Source organism: Comamonas sp. Z3 (assembly GCF_008121565.1).
In the GTDB taxonomy this organism is placed as follows: Bacteria; Pseudomonadota; Gammaproteobacteria; order Burkholderiales; family Burkholderiaceae_C; genus Comamonas; species Comamonas brasiliensis.
Genome location: NZ_VOQU01000007.1, coordinates 111,732 through 130,216, shown reverse-complemented (window position 1 = coordinate 130,216; position 18,485 = coordinate 111,732). Strand labels below are relative to the sequence as shown.

The window sequence follows — 18,485 nt, the reverse complement described above, 5'->3', positions numbered from 1 at the left end:
CGATCGTGCTCATGCCACGATGCCCTGTTGGTGGCCGAAGCGCTCGACCATCACTTCGTGCAGCTTCTTGTCCTTGTGTGCCACCCAGCCGCCGGAACGCATCTTGTAGGACCCGGCAGGGGCTGCCGCCTTGGGGGCTTGCTGTGTTTCCTTCAGCGCACGCACCGCCTGCAGCATGTGGCGACGAAAGCGCGCAACGCCCACATCGGTCGGGAAGAGGTGCTCGCGGGTGCGGTCGGCAATCGGGCCTTGGCTGTCCTGGATGGCGGCATCCTGCTCGGAGACGCCCTCGATGCCCGTGAAGCTGTGGCTTTTTTGGGCGGCACGGTCAATCAGGTAGTCATTGCCCTTGGTGCGCAGAGGAACGTAGTTGTCGTCGACCTGCGCGTGCACGGTATGGCCTATCTTGCAGCGCGCGATTTCCTCATCCGTGAGCGGGCGATCGGGGTTCCATGTGTAGGTGTAGATCCAGCAGGAGTGGTCATCCACGGGCACAAAGGTCTGGCCGTGGTAGTTCTCTCCAGGAAAGGCACTCGGCACAAGCGCATGGTTGGGGTGCAGGAACTGGGCAATGCGCCAGTACAGATCATCGCCGTCGGCCTTGCGAGCGCCACCAATCGTCAGACCGACATCGGTTTCCAGCACTTCGAACTTGGGCGTCGGGTCGTCCTTGACCCAGCGGATGCGTGCGTTCTGGGCGGATTGCGCGCCGATGGCCGCGTGCTGCAGCTTGCTCAGTGCCTCTTCTTCGTCCTTGGCAATCACCATGTGAAGAAACGAGAAATGGGCGGTGTCGATGGCGCCTTCCAGGCACTGGGCCCAATTGCAGTCCTGCCATTTTTTCGAGACGTAAACATGATTCGCCGGAACGGCGGTGAATTCCATGGCCGGGAATTCGGGAGTTTCCTCCCTGGGGCCCATATAGGCCCAGATATATCCCCCGGCCTCGTGCGTGGGGTAAGACTTGAGATTGAGCTTTTCACGGCAGGTGCCTGGAGCGGCAATCGGAATATCGATGCATTTTCCATGGCGATCGAATTTGAGGCCGTGAAAGACGCAGCGAATGCCGTTTTCTTCATTTCGGCCGTAATAGAGGCTGGCGCCGCGATGTGAACAAACATGATCCACCAAGCCCACAAAGCCATCGGTATCCCGGAAGGCCAGAAGATCTTCGCCGAGGATCTTTACTTTCTTGGGAGGGCCATCGGCATCGGGAAGTTCACACGATAGCAAAACGGGCTGCCAAAACCTCCTGAAATAATCACCCATACCGGTTTGAGGCAGGGTCGATGTCAATAGCTGGTTGTCTTCATGGTTCAACATGGGCGCTCCGTGGGGATGGAATCGGCTGGATACGTTCTTGGTTTGATCCAGCAGGGTGGACAAAGCTGGAATATGCGTATATTGTTTTTCGATTCGGAACAGAAAATATGTTTTGTTTCGCATGTCGAAACAAAGTTCTGCTTAGCGAGTCAAACCATGGTTGATTACCCTCAAGACGATAAAAATCCCTCGGATCGACAGTTCGCCTACACGCTTGCCAGAGGCATGGATGTGCTGCGTTGCTTCTCGCCGGAGCGCGGAAGCCTGAGCAACAAGGAGCTTTCGGAGTTGACGGGTATGCCGAAAGCGACGGTGTCCCGCTTCACCTATACCTTGATGCAATTGGGCTATTTGCGCTCTGACAAGGACACGGGCCGCTATCTGCTGGCTCCGGCGATCCTGACCCTGGCCTACCCTTTGCTTGCGAATCTCGGGGTACGCCAAATGGCCAGGCCCGCCATGCATGATTTTGCCAATGCGGTTCAAGGCTCGGTCTCTCTCGGTTTTCGGGAGCGCATGCAAATGGTTTATGTGGAGACGGCAAGGGCTCGCTCTGTGTACTCCGCCAATATGGCTGAAGTAGGGATGGCACATTCGATGATTTCGAGTGCAATTGGTCGAGCCTATTTATGTGCCTGCACTTCCGTGGAGCGGGACGCCTTGCTCAATGAGGCCAAGGTGAAAACCCCGGAGCTCTGGGAAAAATTTGGCGAGGCGGTGGAGCGTAGCTTGGCGGAATACAGGGTAAAGCGCTTTTGTTATTCGTATGGTGATTTGAGGCCTGATATTTATGCGGTGGCGGTTCCCTTGATCCGGGAGCCGAATATGGAAATTGCCGTCATGAATTGCGTGTTGCAGTCATATCAGGTGGCAAAAGGCGAGCTTGAGTCCAATTACGGCCCTCGATTGCTGTCGCTGGTTGGCAGTTTGACGGGGGGTGTTGCAATGAGGTAAGGGAGTCCATGGTGGGAAAAATCAAGGTCAAAGTGACGCGGAAAACAGCGGAAACCGATGAAATATCCAGCTACCGGCTGGAAGCCGCCGGGCCGCAGCCGCTGCCGCATTTCTCACCGGGATCGCATATTGACGTGCATCTGCCCAATGGCCTCATCCGTCAGTATTCTTTGATGAATACGCCGGGTGAGCATTACCAGATTGCCGTCCTCAGAAGTCCGCAGGGCCGTGGCGGGTCGGTGAACATGCACGCTGCGGTGCAGCAGGGCGACGAGCTCTGGATCAGCCAACCGCGCAACCACTTTGCGCTGCGGGAGGAGGCGGCCCATTCGCTGCTGATAGCTGGCGGCATCGGCATCACCCCGATGGTGAGCATGGCGCGTCGTCTGCAGGCACTGGGACGCGGCTTTCGTCTGCATTACGCCGCACGCAGCCGCAGCAAGATGGCGTTCCATGACCTGTTGGCTGCAGAGCTGGGCGAGCACGCGCAGTTTCACTTTGACGACCAAGGCGGGCTGGCGCTGGCAGCCTTGCTGGAGAATCCCGCCGCCGATGCCCACCTTTATGTGTGTGGCCCCAAAGGTCTCATCGACGCGGTCCTGGACTGTGCCCAAAGCCTGGGCTGGGCTTCGGATCGCGTGCACTGCGAATTGTTTGCTGCGCAGGTCTCGCAGGCCGACTCCAGCGGATTCGACATCGAGATTCAAGGGCAGGGCCGGATCGTGCGGGTGCCAGAGGGGGTCACGGTGGTCAATGCGCTGGCCGCTGCAGGCATACAGATTCCGGTCTCGTGCGAGCAAGGCGTGTGCGGGACCTGTCTGACCAGGGTGGTCGAGGGGGAGCCCGAGCATCGCGACATGTACCTCACGGACGATGAAAAGCAGTCTTGCAGCGTCTTCCTGCCTTGCTGTTCGCGGGCCAAGTCCAGCATGCTCGTGATTGCGCTCTGAGCGCATGGCGATCGCCCTTTGCCTTAGCGTGATGGCTTCTGGCGGCGTGTCGGCAAGGCCCGGCGCCGCCATAGGATGGTGCATGGCGCAATCGAGCTTGCGCTGCATCTGTGGGCGGTGAGATGTGGGGCCGGACGATCAGGTCAGAGGCTGGCCGGCCCGTTCAGCCGATTGAGCCGAATCCGCGCATTACGCCTCTTTACGCTTCGAGATGGATACAGGTCAGCGGGAACCGGCTCTGGCGCGTTAAGGGCTTAAGCGTTTCCGGGTTGAAGCGCGATCTCGCCGGCCCCACGGTGATCTCAATCGAGCATGGAGACATATGTCCAATCGCACTTCACTCACTCGCTGCCTGGCGGCCCTGGCGCTGGTTTGCGCAGCGGGTGCCGCCCAGGCCCAGGCCTATATCAGTGGCTCCGTTTCCGGGCAGCTGGCGCCCGGGGTTTACGGTCAGGTCAATATCGGCAATGCGCCGCCGCAGGTGCTTTATGCCCAGCCGATGTGGGGCGGCCCGGTGGTGCCGCAGGTGCAGCCCATCTATATGTGGGTGCCACCCGGTCATTCGCGCAACTGGCGCCGTTACTGCGGTCGCTACCATGCCTGCGGCCAGCCGGTCTATTTCCTGCGCAATCCGCCACCCCATTGGCGTGCAGCACCACCGCCGCATCACCATCACGACAGGCGCGACTGGCGTGACGAACGCCGCGATCATCGCCACTGGGACCGAGGCGATCGCCACGACCGACGTGACTGGGACAGGCATGATCGCGACGACCGGGGGCACGGTCATGGTCACGGCCGTGGACATGGACGCCATGGCGACTAAATTAGGGGTTAACCACTAATTTTACTGTTGCTTATGCACAGCAATGAAGGCTGGTTGCTATTGAAAAAATAGCATTCAGCCTTTTCTCTTTATTGGATTTGTGGTTTGTTTGTAGGTATTTATACGTGATATGAGCAAGCACTTTGCTATGCCTTCCTGGCATAGCTGCTAGCGGAGGGCTTGCCTAGTAGGGGCGCTCGGGGCTATCGACAATAGTCTCATTCGTTTTGACTAGATGGTTGCCCTTGCGCAAACCCTGTCGAGCGTCCCTGTCCTGCCGGTGCAGTGTGCCCGCAGCATGAGGGAGTGGCTCGCAAAGCCTGGAAGGCTGGGTTGCGGAATCTGGCGGGGCAGCCACTGCATCCACTTCAGGAGTCTTTCGGCATGAGCGCAGCACTCAAGGGCATTTCTTCCATGGCAACCCGCCAGGTCCTCGCCGATCTGGCCGCAGCCTGGCAGGAGCAGGGCGGCGAGCCGGTGCAGATCGAATCCGTGGGCGGTGTGGATGCCGCGCAGCGTGTGCAGTCCGGCGCAGAGGCCTTCGATGTGGTCTTCCTGGCCTCCAACGCCATCGACAAGCTGCAGGCCGCCGGCCGCGTGGTTGCAGGCAGCAAGGTGGATCTGGTGCTCTCCAGCACCGCCGTGGCCGTGCCTGCCGCTGCGGCGCAGCCCGATATCGGCTCGGAAGAGGCCGTGCGCGCTGCCGTGCTGGCCGCGCCCAGCATTGGTTACTCCACCGGCCCCAGTGGTGTGGCGCTGCAAAAGCTGTTCGAGCGCTGGGGCATTGCCGACGAGATCCAGTCCCGCATCGTGCAGGCCAGGCCCGGCGTTCCCGTGGGCTCCATGATTGCCTCGGGCGAAGTGGCGCTGGGCTTTCAGCAGCTGAGCGAGCTGATCCATGTCGAGGGCATCAGGATCGTGGGCGGCCTGCCTGCTGCGATTGCCATCGACACCGTGTTTTCTGCCGGCCTGGTGGCGGGCTCGGCCCATGCCGATGCCGTGCAGCGCCTGCTGGCCTTCATGGCTTCGCCCGAGGCCGCAGCGGCCAAGCGCCGCCAGGGCATGGAGCCCGCTTGAATTGATTTCGTGTCCAGGCGGGGGCCTGGGCACTGCAACCCATCCAGCAAAAGGGCAGTCATAGCCCTTTCGTGACGGACGTACCAGATGCCTTTGAGGCTTTGGCGCCAGCCGCGAGACAGGAGATAGAGGCGACAAAGAGAGGCAACTGAGATTCCAACTATGACTTCGCAAACTAGCAAACAGAACACCGACCCGACGGTCGTCAACGTGCAGACCGTGCTCAACGAGAGCCCGTTCTCGGGCTTCCAGTGGGGGATTTTCTTCCTCTGTTTTTTGATTGTTCTGCTCGACGGTTTTGATACCGCCGCCATCGGCTTCATCGCGCCTTCGCTGCTCGGCGAATGGGGCATCGACAAATCCCATCTGGGCCCGGTGCTGAGCGCGGCCCTGTTCGGCCTGGCGTTCGGCGCGCTGGGCGCGGGTCCGCTGGCGGACCGCGTGGGCCGCAAGACCGTGCTGATCATCGCTGCGTTGGTGATGGGCGGTGCATCGATTGCCTCCGGTCTGGTGCACGATCTGCAAGGCCTGACCATCTGGCGCTTCATCACCGGCCTGGGTCTTGGCGCCGCCATGCCCAACGCCATCACGCTGATGAACGAATACTGCCCCGACAGCAAGCGTTCCTTCATCACCAACTGCATGTTCTGCGGTTTCCCCATCGGCTCGGCCTTCGGCGGCTTTATCGCGGCCTGGATGATTCCGCATTTCGGCTGGCGCAGCCTGCTGATCGTGGGCGGCGTGGTGCCCCTGATCCTGGCCGTGCTGATGATCGTGATGCTGCCCGAGTCGGTGCGCTTCATGGTGCTCAAGAACTACTCGGCCGACCGCGTACGCAAGGTGATGGTGCGCATCGCCGCAGGCACGCGCAATGCCGCGCGCTTCGTTCTGAACGACGGCGGCGAGGCTGCCGCCCAGGCACAGCAGGGTCCCCAGGGCCTGCGTCTGGTGTTCTCGCAGAAATATCTGGTCGGCACGCTGGCCCTGTGGGTGACGTATTTCATGGGCCTGGTGATCGTCTATGGCCTGGTCAACTGGATGCCCGTGCTGTTCAAGGAGGCGGGCGTGCCCGCCAGCCAGGCTGCCGTGATTGCCGCGCTGTTCCAGCTCGGCGGCGTGGGCGCGATCTTTGTCGGTCTGCTGATGGACCGCTGGAATGCCAATCTGATCATTGCGGCCGGCTACTTCCTGACCAGCCTGGGCGTGGCCTTCATCGGCCAGGTGCTCGGCGGCGGCGTGGGCATGCTGGTGGCTTCGGTCTTCATTGCCGGTTTGCTGATGAATGCGGCACAGTCGTCCATGCAGGCGCTGGCTGCCGAGTACTACCCCACGGAATGCCGTGCCAGCGGCGTGTCCTGGATGCTGGGCATCGGCCGCTTTGGCGGCATTGCCGGCTCTTTCCTGGTGGCCGAGCTGTCGCGCCGTCACCTGGAGCTGCCGCAGGTCTTCATGGTGGTCGCCATTCCCGGCGTCATCGCTGCGCTGGCGCTGCTGGTCAAGAACCGCTATGCCGGCGGCGCACCGCGCACCTCCATGCTGGGCCTGGGCGGCGCGCACTGAACTTTTTGATAGACGAATTATTTTGAACGGAGCTTGAAGATGATCATTGACGTACACGGTCACTACACCACGGCGCCAGCGGCCCTGGGCGCATGGCGCGATCTGCAGATCGCCGGCCTCAAGGACCCGAGCAAGACCCCGTCGGTGGCCGATCTGAAGATCAGCGACGATGAAATCCGCGAGACCATCGAAACCAACCAGCTGCGCCTGATGAAGGAGCGTGGTTCCGATCTGACCATCTTCAGCCCCCGTGCCTCGTTCATGGCGCACCACATCGGTGACTTCCAGACCTCCAGCACCTGGGCCGCCATCTGCAACGAGCTGTGCTTCCGCGTCAGCGAGCTGTTCCCCGATCACTTCATTCCCGCCGCCATGCTGCCCCAGTCGCCCGGCGTGGACCCTGCAACCTGCATTCCCGAGCTGGTCAAGTGCGTGGAGCAATACGGCAACGTGGGTCTGAACCTGAACCCCGATCCCTCGGGCGGCCACTGGACTTCGCCTCCGCTGTACGACAAGAGCTGGTACCCGATCTACGAAAAGATGGTGGAGTACGACATCCCCGCGATGATCCATGTCTCTACCAGCTGCAACAGCTGCTTCCACACCACGGGCAGCCACTATCTGAATGCCGACACCACGGCCTTCATGCAGTGCCTGACTTCGGATCTGTTCAAGGACTTCCCGACCCTGAAGTTCCTGATCCCCCATGGCGGCGGCGCCGTGCCTTACCACTGGGGCCGTTTCCGCGGTCTGGCGCAGGAGATGAAGAAGCCGCTGCTGGAAGAGCATCTGCTCAACAACATCTACTTCGACACCTGCGTCTACCACCAGCCCGGCATCAATCTGCTGACGGAAGTGATTCCGACCAAGAACATTCTGTTCGCCAGCGAAATGATCGGCGCCGTGCGCGGCATCGATCCGCAGACCGGTCACTACTACGACGACACCAAGCGCTACATCGAAGCCACGCAGAACCTGACGGCCGATGAAAAGCACGCCGTCTACGAAGGCAATGCCCGCCGTGTGTTCACGCGCCTGGACAAGGCGCTGAAGGCCAAGGGTCTGTAACTTCTCAAAAAAGAGAGCTGCTACCGTAGGTAATGAAACGTTTTCAATATGAAAACTATTCAAATTTGATGTATGGCATGCGATGGCAGCTCACTTTTTTGATTCAATAACGTCTTAGCAAAGAGGTATTTCCATGTACGAACTGGGAGTTGTCTACCGCAATATCCAGCGCGCCGACCGCGCTGCTGCTGACGGCCTGGCCGCCCTGGGCTCCGCCACCGTGCACGAGGCCATGGGCCGCGTCGGTCTGCTCAAGCCCTATATGCGCCCCATCTATGCCGGCAAGCAGGTCTCGGGCACCGCCGTCACGGTGCTGCTGCAGCCCGGCGACAACTGGATGATGCATGTGGCTGCCGAGCAGATTCAGCCCGGCGACATCGTGGTCGCAGCCGTCACCGCAGAGTGCACCGACGGCTACTTCGGCGATCTGCTGGCCACCAGCTTCCAGGCGCGCGGCGCACGTGCGCTGATCATCGATGCCGGCGTGCGCGACGTGAAGACGCTGCAGGAGATGGACTTTCCGGTCTGGAGCAAGGCCATCTCTTCCAAGGGCACGATCAAGGCCACCCTGGGCTCGGTCAACATCCCCATCGTCTGCGCCGGCATGCTGGTCACGCCCGGTGACGTGATCGTGGCCGACGACGACGGCGTGGTCTGCGTGCCCGCCGCGCGTGCCGTGGAAGTGCTGGCCGCCGCCCAGAAGCGTGAAAGCTTCGAAGGCGAGAAGCGCGCCAAGCTGGCCTCGGGCATCCTCGGCCTGGATATGTACAAGATGCGCGAGCCCCTGGAAAAGGCCGGCCTGAAATATATTGATTAACCCCCCTGAGTCGCTTCGCCTAGGCGGCCCCGCGCCTTCCTCCTCTCTCGCTTTGCTTGGCAATGCGAAGGGGGGCGATGCCCTCGCTGCGAGGCGGCTCTTGCTTGGCATCTCTGAGTTGTGCGGCGCCAGTATTGGCGGCTATGGCCCACTCACAGACCATCGAGGAAAAGACAAATGAGCGAATTTGAAAAGACCCCCGGCTGGATGGATTGGTATGCCAACCCCAGCAAGCCCCAGTTCAAGCTGCCTGCCGGCGCTGTGGATGCGCACTGCCATGTGTTCGGCCCCGGCAACGAGTTCCCCTTCGCCCCCGAGCGCAAGTACACCCCCTGCGACGCCAGCAAGGCCCAGCTGTATGCGCTGCGCGACCATCTGGGTTTTGCACGCAATGTGGTGGTGCAGGCCACCTGCCACGGTGCGGACAACCGCGCCATGGTCGATGCCTGCAAGTCCTCGGGCGGCAAGGCCCGTGGCGTGGCCACGGTCAAGCGCTCCATCAGCGATGCCGAACTCTCGGCCCTGCATGACGCCGGCGTGCGCGGCGTGCGCTTCAACTTCGTCAAGCGTCTGGTGGACTTCACGCCCAAGGACGAGCTGATGGAGATCGCGGGCCGCATCGCCAAGCTGGGCTGGCATGTGGTGATCTATTTCGAAGCTGTGGACCTGCCCGAGCTCTGGGACTTCTTCACCGCGCTGCCCACCACCGTGGTGGTCGACCACATGGGCCGCCCCGACGTCACCAAGGGCGTGGACAGCGAAGAGTTCGCCCTGTTCCTGAAGTTCATGCGCGAGCACCAGAACGTCTGGAGCAAGGTGTCCTGCCCCGAGCGTCTGTCCGTCACCGGCCCCAAGGCGCTTCATGGTGAGCAGAATGCCTACCAGGACGTGGTGCCTTTCGCGCGCCGCGTGGTCGAGGAGTTCCCCGATCGCGTGCTCTGGGGAACGGACTGGCCGCACCCCAACCTGAAGGACCACATGCCCGACGACGGCCTGCTGGTGGACTTCATTCCCCATATCGCTCCCACCGCGCAGCTGCAGCAAAAGCTGCTGGTGGACAACCCCATGCGTCTGTACTGGCCCGAAGAGGTCTGACGGAGTTCCGGCGACACATACACCCGGAAACAGGCTGCAGCCTTGTCGCATGGGCTGCGCCATCCGTTAACGAGGAGAATTTATGGCTTTGGAAAAACCGTATCTGGACGTGCCCGGCACCATCATTTTCGATGCCGAGCAGTCCCGCAAGGGCTACTGGCTCAACCAGTTCTGCATGAGCCTGATGAAGGCAGAGAACCGTGAGCGCTTCCGCGCCAACGAGCGTGCCTATCTCGACGAGTGGGCGATGACCGAAGAGCAGAAGCAGGCCGTGCTGGCGCGCGATCTGAACTGGTGCATGCGCACCGGCGGCAATATCTATTTCCTGGCCAAGATCGGCGCCACCGACGGCAAGAGCTTCCAGCAGATGGCTGGCTCCATGACCGGCATGACCGAAGAAGAGTACCGCGCCATGATGATGGGCGGAGGCCGCTCTGCCGAAGGCAACCGCTATGTGGGCGAGGATGGCGATGCGCAGGCACACCATCAGCCACAAGGAAGTGCTCGCAGCGCAGGCAACCAGAACCAGGAAGGCAACTAAGACATGGCACGCATCACCGCATCCGTTTTCACCTCGCACGTGCCTGCCATCGGCGCCGCCATGGACATGGGCAAGACGCAGGAAGCCTACTGGGCGCCCCTGTTCAAGGGTTATGACTTCTCCCGCCAGTGGATGAAGGACAACAAGCCCGACGTGATCTTCCTAGTCTACAACGACCACGCCACGGCCTTCAGCCTGGACTGCATTCCGACCTTCGCCATCGGCACGGCTGCGGAATTCCAGCCCGCCGACGAAGGCTGGGGCCCGCGTCCCGTGCCCAAGGTGGTCGGCCATCCCGATCTGGCAAGCCATATTGCCCAGTCCGTGATCCAGCAGGACTTCGACCTGACCATCGTCAACAAGATGGACGTGGACCATGGCCTGACCGTGCCGCTGTCGCTGATGTGCGGCGAGCAGGACCCCAAGACCGGCTCCTGGCCCTGCCCGGTGATTCCCTTCGCCGTGAACGTGGTGCAGTATCCCGTGCCCACGGGCCAGCGCTGCTTCAACCTGGGCCGCGCCATCCGCAAGGCCGTGGAGAGCTACGACCAGGACATCAATGTGCATATCTGGGGCACGGGCGGCATGAGCCACCAGCTGCAGGGCGCGCGCGCTGGCCTGATCAACAAGGAATGGGACAACCAGTTCCTGGATCTGCTGGTCGAGAACCCGCATGGACTGGCCCAGATGCCGCATATCGACTATGTGCGCGAGGCCGGCTCTGAAGGCATCGAGCTGGTGATGTGGCTGATTGCGCGTGGTGCCATGTCCGATGTGGACGGCCCCGCACCGCTGCCCAAGGTGGCGCACCGCTTCTACCATGTGCCCGCATCGAACACCGCAGTGGGCCATCTGATCCTCGAGAATCAGTGAACGTTTCACCACGTTCGCTGCTTCGCGTATTCACTGCCCCCCTGTGGGGGGCTTCGCCTCCCTGAGGCGGCTCTACGGAGATCCCAATCATGAGCAAGACCATCAAAGTAGCGCTGGCTGGCGCGGGTGCCTTCGGCATCAAGCACCTGGACGGCATCAAGAACATCGACGGCGTGGAAGTCGTCTCCCTGGTCGGTCGCCGCTTTGACCAGACCAAGGAAGTGGCCGACAAATACGGTATCGCACATGTGGCAACCGATCTGGCCGAAAGCCTGGCGCTGCCCGAAGTCGATGCCGTGATCCTGTGCACGCCCACGCAGATGCACGCCGAGCAGGCCATTGCCTGCATGAAGGCCGGCAAGCATGTGCAGGTCGAGATTCCCCTGGCCGATGCCCTGAAGGACGCCCAGGAAGTGGCCGAGCTGCAAAAGCAGACCGGCCTGGTGGCCATGGTGGGCCACACCCGCCGCTTCAACCCCAGCCACCAGTGGGTGCACAAGAAGATCGAGGCCGGCGAGTTCAGCATCCAGCAGATGGATGTGCAAACCTACTTCTTCCGCCGCACCAATATGAATGCGCTGGGCCAGGCCCGCAGCTGGACCGACCACCTGCTGTGGCACCATGCCGCCCACACCGTGGACCTGTTCGCCTACCAGGCCGGCAGCCCCATCGTCAAGGCCAATGCCGTGCAAGGCCCCATCCACAAGGATCTGGGCATCGCCATGGACATGAGCATCCAGCTCAAGGCGGCCAATGGCGCGATCTGCACACTGAGCCTGTCGTTCAACAACGACGGCCCTCTGGGCACCTTCTTCCGCTACATCGGCGACACCGGCACCTATCTGGCCCGCTACGACGATCTGTATACCGGCAAGGACGAGAAGATCGACGTGTCCCAGGTCGATGTCTCCATGAACGGCATCGAGCTGCAGGACCGCGAATTCTTCGCCGCCATCCGCGAAGGCCGCGAGCCCAACTCCAGCGTGCAGCAGGTCTTCAACTGCTATAAGGTCCTGCATGACCTGGAGCAGCAACTGAACGCGGACTGATCAGCGCGGACTGATTGACTGGCGCATCTGCGCACGCAAGCCCCCCAGCCTGTGGCTGCGGGGGCTTGTTTCATCGCGCAAAGTCTCTGTCGCTGCGCGAGGAGATCGTGGTCGCATTCTCGTGTGGCCGAATCCAGAGCCTGTACCGAGGCTATCCCTCCCGGGAACCATGGCGCAGCTGACGGGGGGATTGGCCAAACCAGCGCTGGCACGCTCGGGTGAGCACGGCCTGGTCTGAATACCCCAGCAATTGCGCGATATGGCCCAGGCTCAGCTCGGGCTGTGCCAGCAATTGGGCCACCCAGGTCCTGCGTGCGCTATCGCGCAGTTCCTCGAAGGCCGCGCCTTCCGCTTGCAGGCGTCGTTGCAGGGTGCGCGGGTGCTGGCTCAGGGCGCGTGCCGCCGAGGGCAGGTCGGCCATGCCCATGCGAACCAGATTGGCCAGCGCGCTGCGCACCTGGTCCGTCACACTGGTATTCCTGCCTGGCGCGGCTCCCAGCAGGAAACGTTCGACAAACTGCTGCAGCAGCCGGTTGTGGCGAGGCATGGGCTGACGCCAGGCCAGCGGGTCGATGGCAATGCCGTCAAAGCTGGAGCCGAAGCGCGGCAACTGGCCCAGGTGCCGCCGGTATTGCGCGCTGCTGCCCACGGGGGCATGGCGCAGATGGATGGCGGAGGGGCGCAGCGCACCTTCGGACAGCACATGGATCAGGCGGCACATATAGGCCACGCAGATTTCCGTGCCCTGGGGCATGTGGGCGTGGGGGGGCAGGCGCGAAAGCACTTCCACGCATTCCAGCCCCTCGTCAGGCGCCATGAAGGTTCTGTAGCTCAGGGTGGGGTTGTGGAAGTGGACGTACTTGCCGCCCTGCATCATGCCCTCGCGCACGGTGGGCGCGGACTGTATGACCAGCCCCAGCAGGCCCAGGGTTTCGACACCTTGCCGGGCGCACAGGCGCAGCCCGAAATCCTGCACGCCCAGCACGCAGGCCGCTTCCTCTATGGCCAGGGCCACGGCGTGGCTGGGCAGGTAGCGCTCGGGGTCGGCCAGATCGTCAGGCACCAGGCCGCAGGCGCCCAGGATGGCGGCGGGGTCGCCGCCCTGTGTGCGCACCAGGTCTTCAAAGCCCGCGAGCGAGGCGGCGCGGACACTGGTCATGACGGCGGAATCAGCGGGCTTGGCAGGCATCGGGGTATGTACTGCATGTCGTTCAACATCAAAATCCTGTCGCGCAAACACAAGTTTTGCCAGAGGGCTAGACCTAGCATGTCTGCGTGACAGACACGGTTGACGCAAATCAGGTCTAGGCAGGAGCTTCACCTCAAGGCCGCGATCCCTGCACATTCCTGTCGGCTCACGCACCAGCAGACAAGCAGGAGACACCCGGTATGGCACAGCATTTCGACTTTCTCATCATCGGCGCCGGTATTTCCGGCATTGGTGCGGCGCGTCATCTGCGTGAGCAGTTCGCGGACCGCAGCCTCGCCATCCTCGAAGCCATGGACGGCTTCGGCGGCACCTGGTGGACGCACCGCTACCCGGGGGCGCGCTCGGACAGCGACCTGTTCACCTATGGCTATGGCTTCAAGCCCTGGACGGGCAATGCCATTGCCACGGCGGACGAGATTCGCCACTACCTGGCCGAGACCATTGAGGAGAACGGTCTGGCCCCGCTGATCCGCTACGGCCACAAGGTGCAGTCGGCCCGCTGGTCGTCCGAGGACAGGCGCTGGACGCTGGAAGTCACCCACAGCGGCTCGGACGAGGTGCAGACCTTCACCACCGGTTTTCTCTGGGTCTGCGCCGGCTATTACGACCACGGCCGGGGCTATGTGCCCGAGTGGCCGACGCTCAAGGACTTCAAGGGCCAGGTCATTCACCCGCAGCACTGGCCGCAGGAGCTGGATTACGAGGGCAAGCGCATCGTGGTCATAGGCTCGGGTGCCACGGCGGCCACGCTGATCCCCAGCCTGGCACCGGATGCGGGCCATGTGACCATGCTGCAGCGCTCGCCCACCTTTTTCCTGCCCGCGTCCGAGCATCCGCTGGTGCCGCTGCTCAAGCCTCTGAATCTGCCCGAGGACTGGTACCACGAGATCATGCGCCGCGCCTTTATCGCACGCACCGACGAGATCGTGCAGACCTCCAGGCAGCACCCCGAAGCGATGCGTGCCTTCCTGCTTGGCGAGATCCGCTCCCATCTGCCAGAGGGCTTCGACATCGATAGGCACTTCAACCCCGGCTACCGCCCCTGGCAGCAGCGCATTGCCGTGGTGCCCAACGGGGACTTCTTCCAGAGCATGCGAGAAGGCAAGGCCTCGGTGGTGACGGACACCATAGAGCGCTTCGATGGCAGCGGCATACAGCTGACCGGCGGCGGGCATCTGGACGCCGACATCATCGTTACTGCCACGGGCTTCAATCTCAAGCTGTTCGGCGGCATCGCGTTCAGCGTGGATGACGCGCCGGTGGATTTTCGCAAGCGCATCTCCTACCGCGGCGTGATGATCGAGGGCTTGCCCAATATGGCCTACACCCAGGGCTACTTCCGCTCCAGCTGGACGCTGCGCTGCGACCTGGTGTGCGACTGGGTGTGCCGCCTGCTTGCCCATATGCGCGAGCAAGGCCATGCCGAGGTACGGCCCACCGTGGCGGCAGCCGATGCCGGCATGCAGCGCCTGTCATGGATAGAGGCCGACAACTTCAACGCCGGCTATGTGCTGCGTGCGCAGGATGCCATGTTCGGCCAGGGCGACCGCCAGCCCTGGAGGCATGACCTGGAGTACGCCGAAGAGCGCGTGGTTCTGCCTGCCGCATCGCTGCAGGACGATGCCTTGGCCTATCGCTAGGTCCGCCCCCGTATCCGTTCCCTCACTCTTTGTAACGACAGGAGACTACAAGCATGGCTCTCGATCCCCATCTGGCCGGCGTCCTGCAGCAACTGGCCGCTGCCAACAGGAAATCCACCGCCGAAGGCACGCCCGAAGAGGGCCGTGCCGGCTATCTGGCGCTGACCCGTGGCTCGCTCACGCCCGAGCAGATCGTGCCCGTGGCCAGCGTGCAGGACACGACCGTGCCCGGCGGTGCAGGCCCAGTGGCCGCGCGCATCTACAGGCCCGAAGGCGCAGGGCCTTTTCCCACCGTGGCCTATTTCCACGGCGGAGGCTATGTCATCGGCAACCTGGACACGCATGACAATATCTGCCGCGAGATCTGCCGTGGCGCGCAGGCCGTGGTGGTGTCGGTGGACTACCGGCTTGCCCCCGAGCATCCCTTCCCCGCAGGCATAGAGGATGCCGTAGCTGCCGCCCGATGGGTGGTCGCCAATGCGCATGCGCTGGGGGGCAGCGCCACCGTGGCCGTGGCCGGCGATAGCGCCGGCGGCAACTTTTGCGCCGTGGTGACGCAGCAGCTGCGCGATGCGGGCATTGCCCTGGCTGCGCAATTCCTCATCTACCCCGCGGTAGACCACGCCGCCGCCGAGTACGCCAGCGCCGAGCAGAACGCCAAGGGCTATTTCCTGGAGGCCGAGACCATGGCCTGGTTCTACAACCATTACGCCGGCACCTCCCCCGATGCGCTGGATCCGCGCCTGGCACCGCTGCAGGCCAAGAGCCTGGCAAACCTGCCGTCCGCCGTGATCGTGAATGCCGAGTTCGATCCGCTGCGTGATCAGGGCGCGGCCTATGCCGAGGCGCTGCGTGCTGCGGGCGGGCAGGCCGAGCTGATTGAAGGTGCGGGCATGATCCACGGTTTCTTCGACATGGGTCGCTGGTCGCCCGGCGCGCAGGCCGTCATCACGCACAGCATCGAGCGCTTTGCCGCGCTGCTCACAACGAGAGCCCGCTGAGTCAACCAACGGGACCTCGCGGGCATGAAGACTTGCTTGATGAGCAACGAGTCTCCGTCGGCCTGATGGCAGTAGAAGGTGCGCTGGGCAAACGAACTGCTTGATTGATTTGCAGAGGGCTGGGCGGCCCCGGCGGGTCTAGGCCCGCCAGCCGACCTACTTTCTTGCGCCGGTGTGCCTGACCACAAGAAAGCAGGCAAAGAGCCGGCCCTGCTGCCACGACTTCTTCGCTGCGCTACGGGGTAACCTAAGCCCCAAGAGCTTGCCGTCGCAGGCGTGGGCACAAGGGGCAATACCAGAGCTTCTTTGTCTTTTTGATGGCTGTTATCGCTTTCTGGATGGGCATTTGAGATTGATTTCGCCATAACTCTTGCTGGCAGCATGAGTTCACCCGTGTGTCAGCGCCTGCGGCACGCGGTTCGGGCTGCGCGCAACGCTGCCGCAGGACAGCGTTGCCTTGTGCTCTGACTTGCCGCCGTCTGTTTGAGCGTAGCGGCTATGCCGCGCAGCGAGTTGGGCGGCACGCAGCCTGAATGGCGGGGTGCAGGTTTGCCCGTAGCGAAGCGCAGGGACGCGGACGGTCGGGAAGCGCTCTTTGCTTACTTTCTGACGTGTCAGAAAGTGAGTCGCCAGCCGGGGCGAGACCCGGCGCGGCCAGCAAGGCCTCTGTCGCTAGCGGCAAGGCAATTTTTTTTGATAGCTGCTTGCGCTTTCTGCAACTGGGCTAGAGCCTGATTAGGTTTGAAACTTCTATTGCTATCTCCGATAGCAGGAACTGGTGAGCGAGGCACATGACCTGCTTGATTCACTGACAGAGGGCGGGTTTCGGCCCGCCTTGCCGACCTACTTTCTGCTGCCGGTGTGCCGGACCACCAGAAAGCAGGCAAAGAGCCGGCCCTGCTGCCCTCGACCCCTTCGCTGCGCTACGGGGCAACCTGCGTCGTCAAACTCTTGTGGCTGTGCGGCCCAACTTGCTGCGCGTGCTGTGCACGCTTCGCTCAGACAAGCGGCCGCAAGTCAGAGCACGATGCGTCTGCACTCTACGGTGCAGCCGCGTACCGCAAGAGATTGCCGCCGCAGGCGCGGGCACAAAGGGCGATACCGGATACGGGATAGCTTCTTTTTGATAGCTGCTATCGCTTTCTGGGTAGGCGTTTGAGGTCGATTTCGTCATAACTCTTGCAGGCCACCCGCACCCCCCGTGACGCAGGTTTGCCCGTAGCGAAGCGCAGGGACGCGGACGGTAGGGGACGCCTAGTCTGATAGCGTTCTTTGTTGACTTCTCGGTGGTCCGGCATATCGGCGTGTCAGAAAGCAAGTCGCCTGCCGGGGCGAAACCCGGGCCCTGTCGCTGGCGACAAGGCAGAGCTGGAATAATATTGCTCCAGCTTGTATAGCGGCCTGCGCCCGCGCTTGGTTCGGTTGGAGGCCTTTGGATGCTTAAGGAAAGTTAATGGAAAACCGCAAAATCGGCCCATTCAGCGTGGCCAGTGTCGCACTGGGTTGCATGAATTTCTGCCATGCCTACGGCAACCCCGTCTCCACCGAGCAGTCGCACGCCGTGCTGCATGCGGCGCTGGATGCGGGCGTGACGCTGTTCGACACCGCTGCTCTCTATGGCTTTGGCGCCAGCGAATCGCTGATCGGCCCTGTGCTCAAGCCCCACCGCAACCACATCACCCTGGCCAGCAAATGCGGCATGGCCGGCGTGCGCGGCGAAGACGGCGTGATGCGCCGCGTCATCGACGGTCGTCCCAAAACCCTGCGCCAGAACTGCGAAGACAGTCTCAAGCGTCTGGGCACCGATGTGATCGATCTCTACTATCTGCATCGCTGGGACAGGAACGTGCCCATCGAGGAGTCGGTGGGCGAGATGGCACGCCTGAAGGAAGAGGGCAAGGTTCGCGCTCTGGGCCTGTCGGAAGTGGGGACCGATGCGCTGCGCCGCGCGCACAAGGAGCACCCGATTGCCGCGCTGCAAAGCGAATATTCGCTGTGGTCGCGCAACGCGGAGCTGGGCACGCTCGCCGCCTGCAAGGAACTGGGCATTGCCTATGTGGCCTTCAGCCCCATGGGCCGCGCCTTCTTCAGCGGCAAGCTGCAGCAGGTGGACAACCTGGTCAAGGGCGATATCCGCGCCTCCATGCCGCGCTTTGCCGGCGAGGCCTATGCGCAGAATCTGCGCCTGCTGGCGCCCATGCAGGCCGTGGCGGAAAAGGCCGGCTGCACGCTGGCCGAGCTGGCCATCGCCTGGGTGCTGCACCAGGGTGAGCATGTGATTGCCTTGCCCGGCACCACCAGCGTGGAGCATCTGCACGAAGACATTCGCGGCGGCAGCGTCAAGCTTGATGCCGAGCTGCTGGCCGAGCTCGATGACATCTTCAAGCCCGAAGCCATTGCCGGTGATCGCTATGCACTGCAAGGCCAGGGCGAGGTGGATACCGAGAAATACGCGTTTGAAAAACGCCCGGCCTGAGGCCGGTTGCAGATTGCGCTGGCGG

The 18,485-nt window shown here is 62.5% G+C and carries 16 protein-coding genes; 14 read left to right on the top strand and 2 right to left on the bottom strand.

Annotated elements, in window-relative coordinates; genetic code table 11:
- Window positions 1–9: 9 nt before the first annotated feature.
- Window positions 10–1,323: a Rieske 2Fe-2S domain-containing protein gene (locus FSY59_RS20290; protein ID WP_148729530.1), complete on the bottom strand. Its 1,314-nt coding sequence runs from the start codon at window positions 1,321–1,323 to the stop codon at window positions 10–12.
- On the opposite strand from FSY59_RS20290, the gene FSY59_RS20285 reads away from it, so the two are divergent.
- The 11 genes from FSY59_RS20285 (at window position 1,312) to FSY59_RS20235 (ending at window position 12,133) form a co-directional block, all read left to right on the top strand.
- Window positions 1,312–2,277: an IclR family transcriptional regulator gene (locus tag FSY59_RS20285; protein ID WP_255439606.1), complete on the top strand. Its 966-nt coding sequence runs from the start codon at window positions 1,312–1,314 to the stop codon at window positions 2,275–2,277. The two genes, FSY59_RS20290 and FSY59_RS20285, sit on opposite strands and share 12 nt — an antisense overlap.
- 8 nt (window positions 2,278–2,285) lie before the next feature.
- Window positions 2,286–3,227, top strand: coding sequence for a PDR/VanB family oxidoreductase (locus FSY59_RS20280; protein WP_148729529.1), 942 nt, complete (start codon window positions 2,286–2,288; stop codon window positions 3,225–3,227).
- A 322-nt stretch (window positions 3,228–3,549) separates the two neighbouring features.
- The gene (locus FSY59_RS20275) at window positions 3,550–4,053 is read left to right on the top strand and encodes a hypothetical protein (RefSeq protein ID WP_148729528.1); all 504 of its coding nucleotides are present in this window, start codon (window positions 3,550–3,552) and stop codon (window positions 4,051–4,053) included.
- A gap of 384 nt (window positions 4,054–4,437) precedes the next feature.
- Window positions 4,438–5,130 carry a substrate-binding domain-containing protein gene (locus FSY59_RS20270; protein WP_003054184.1) on the top strand — a complete coding sequence of 231 codons (693 nt, stop codon included), beginning with the start codon at window positions 4,438–4,440 and terminating at the stop codon, window positions 5,128–5,130.
- A 162-nt stretch (window positions 5,131–5,292) separates the two neighbouring features.
- Window positions 5,293–6,690, top strand: a complete 1,398-nt coding sequence (locus FSY59_RS20265; protein ID WP_148729527.1) for an MFS transporter — start codon at window positions 5,293–5,295, stop codon at window positions 6,688–6,690.
- Window positions 6,691–6,729: 39 nt separating this feature from the next.
- On the top strand, window positions 6,730–7,758 hold the full coding sequence (locus FSY59_RS20260; protein WP_148729526.1) for an amidohydrolase family protein: 1,029 nt from the start codon (window positions 6,730–6,732) through the stop codon (window positions 7,756–7,758).
- Between the two features lie 133 nt (window positions 7,759–7,891).
- The gene (gene ligK / locus FSY59_RS20255; RefSeq protein ID WP_019042088.1) at window positions 7,892–8,575 is read left to right on the top strand and encodes a 4-carboxy-4-hydroxy-2-oxoadipate aldolase/oxaloacetate decarboxylase; all 684 of its coding nucleotides are present in this window, start codon (window positions 7,892–7,894) and stop codon (window positions 8,573–8,575) included.
- Window positions 8,576–8,752: 177 nt separating this feature from the next.
- Window positions 8,753–9,670 carry an amidohydrolase family protein gene (locus FSY59_RS20250; RefSeq protein WP_019042089.1) on the top strand — a complete coding sequence of 306 codons (918 nt, stop codon included), beginning with the start codon at window positions 8,753–8,755 and terminating at the stop codon, window positions 9,668–9,670.
- A gap of 82 nt (window positions 9,671–9,752) precedes the next feature.
- Complete coding sequence (gene ligA, locus FSY59_RS20245; protein ID WP_003054194.1) at window positions 9,753–10,211, top strand: protocatechuate 4,5-dioxygenase subunit alpha; 459 nt, start codon at window positions 9,753–9,755, stop codon at window positions 10,209–10,211.
- A 3-nt stretch (window positions 10,212–10,214) separates the two neighbouring features.
- Window positions 10,215–11,084: a class III extradiol dioxygenase subunit beta gene (locus tag FSY59_RS20240; protein ID WP_003054198.1), complete on the top strand. Its 870-nt coding sequence runs from the start codon at window positions 10,215–10,217 to the stop codon at window positions 11,082–11,084.
- A gap of 89 nt (window positions 11,085–11,173) precedes the next feature.
- On the top strand, window positions 11,174–12,133 hold the full coding sequence (locus FSY59_RS20235) for a Gfo/Idh/MocA family oxidoreductase (protein ID WP_148729525.1): 960 nt from the start codon (window positions 11,174–11,176) through the stop codon (window positions 12,131–12,133).
- 151 nt (window positions 12,134–12,284) lie between these two features.
- Here FSY59_RS20235 and FSY59_RS20230 read toward each other — a convergent pair whose 3' ends face one another.
- Window positions 12,285–13,292, bottom strand: coding sequence for an AraC family transcriptional regulator (locus FSY59_RS20230; protein ID WP_255439604.1), 1,008 nt, complete (start codon window positions 13,290–13,292; stop codon window positions 12,285–12,287).
- Window positions 13,293–13,522: 230 nt separating this feature from the next.
- Here FSY59_RS20230 and FSY59_RS20225 point away from each other — a divergent pair, with 230 nt between their 5' ends.
- The 3 genes from FSY59_RS20225 to FSY59_RS20215 all read left to right on the top strand — a co-directional run bounded on the left by FSY59_RS20225 (window position 13,523) and on the right by FSY59_RS20215 (window position 18,460).
- A complete protein-coding gene (locus FSY59_RS20225; RefSeq protein ID WP_148729524.1) occupies window positions 13,523–14,983 on the top strand; it encodes an NAD(P)/FAD-dependent oxidoreductase in 1,461 nt (486 codons plus the stop codon).
- A 53-nt stretch (window positions 14,984–15,036) separates the two neighbouring features.
- Entirely contained in the window at window positions 15,037–15,984 is a 948-nt protein-coding gene (locus FSY59_RS20220; RefSeq protein WP_043373329.1) for an alpha/beta hydrolase, read from the top strand.
- Between the two features lie 1,453 nt (window positions 15,985–17,437).
- Window positions 17,438–18,460: an aldo/keto reductase gene (locus tag FSY59_RS20215; protein WP_019042860.1), complete on the top strand. Its 1,023-nt coding sequence runs from the start codon at window positions 17,438–17,440 to the stop codon at window positions 18,458–18,460.
- Window positions 18,461–18,485: the final 25 nt, after the last annotated feature.

Coding starts and splice junctions, on each gene's coding strand:
- FSY59_RS20290 (WP_148729530.1), bottom strand. CDS start 1,323: ATGTTGAACCATGAAGACAACCAGCTATTGACATCGACCCTGCCTCAA.
- FSY59_RS20220 (WP_043373329.1), top strand. CDS start 15,037: ATGGCTCTCGATCCCCATCTGGCCGGCGTCCTGCAGCAACTGGCCGCT.
- FSY59_RS20285 (WP_255439606.1), top strand. CDS start 1,312: ATGGTTCAACATGGGCGCTCCGTGGGGATGGAATCGGCTGGATACGTT.
- FSY59_RS20215 (WP_019042860.1), top strand. CDS start 17,438: ATGGAAAACCGCAAAATCGGCCCATTCAGCGTGGCCAGTGTCGCACTG.
- FSY59_RS20260 (WP_148729526.1), top strand. CDS start 6,730: ATGATCATTGACGTACACGGTCACTACACCACGGCGCCAGCGGCCCTG.
- ligK (WP_019042088.1), top strand. CDS start 7,892: ATGTACGAACTGGGAGTTGTCTACCGCAATATCCAGCGCGCCGACCGC.
- FSY59_RS20265 (WP_148729527.1), top strand. CDS start 5,293: ATGACTTCGCAAACTAGCAAACAGAACACCGACCCGACGGTCGTCAAC.
- FSY59_RS20270 (WP_003054184.1), top strand. CDS start 4,438: ATGAGCGCAGCACTCAAGGGCATTTCTTCCATGGCAACCCGCCAGGTC.
- FSY59_RS20235 (WP_148729525.1), top strand. CDS start 11,174: ATGAGCAAGACCATCAAAGTAGCGCTGGCTGGCGCGGGTGCCTTCGGC.
- FSY59_RS20240 (WP_003054198.1), top strand. CDS start 10,215: ATGGCACGCATCACCGCATCCGTTTTCACCTCGCACGTGCCTGCCATC.
- ligA (WP_003054194.1), top strand. CDS start 9,753: ATGGCTTTGGAAAAACCGTATCTGGACGTGCCCGGCACCATCATTTTC.
- FSY59_RS20225 (WP_148729524.1), top strand. CDS start 13,523: ATGGCACAGCATTTCGACTTTCTCATCATCGGCGCCGGTATTTCCGGC.
- FSY59_RS20280 (WP_148729529.1), top strand. CDS start 2,286: ATGGTGGGAAAAATCAAGGTCAAAGTGACGCGGAAAACAGCGGAAACC.
- FSY59_RS20230 (WP_255439604.1), bottom strand. CDS start 13,292: ATGACCAGTGTCCGCGCCGCCTCGCTCGCGGGCTTTGAAGACCTGGTG.
- FSY59_RS20275 (WP_148729528.1), top strand. CDS start 3,550: ATGTCCAATCGCACTTCACTCACTCGCTGCCTGGCGGCCCTGGCGCTG.
- FSY59_RS20250 (WP_019042089.1), top strand. CDS start 8,753: ATGAGCGAATTTGAAAAGACCCCCGGCTGGATGGATTGGTATGCCAAC.